1 pseudogene is annotated in these 417 nt (G+C 64.7%); it reads right to left on the bottom strand.

Going from position 1 to position 417, the window contains the following annotated elements:
* Positions 1–399 (bottom strand): annotated as a pseudogene (locus tag AC0T7J_RS25430) (hypothetical protein); the annotation flags it as partial.
* Positions 400–417 lie beyond the last annotated feature (18 nt).

The following is a 417-nucleotide window of genomic DNA, read 5'->3' as shown; positions in this document are numbered from 1 at the left end:
ACTGCGCACCGCTTCGCTCAACTGATGCAAGGGCTGCAAGCCACGCCGCAGCAACAGAAGGCCCAGAGCAAACGCGAGCACCGCGCCGAGGCCGACGGACAGATACAGACGCAGGCGATAACTGCCGAGCATCTGCTCGCGCTCGCTGAGCACCTTGCCGGCGATCACCGTCAGGGTTTCACCGTTGGGGCCTTGGGCCTGGCCGGACAGCAAGGCCAGCTCGGCGCCGTCACTGGCCTGCCAGGTGAGCACGTCACGGAGCTGCGACATTTGCTCTCGCGCTAATGCACTGAGTGCCGGCAATTCACGTTGGCGCGGGTTGATCGCGATCACGCTGGAACCGTCGGCCCGGCGCACCAGCAGCAGACTGTCGAGATTGCCGAGCATGTTCTGATACAACCGTGGCCGCGCCTGCAA

Source organism: Pantoea sp. E956-1, from assembly GCF_982223955.1.
This window is presented reverse-complemented; position numbering and strand designations above follow the sequence as displayed.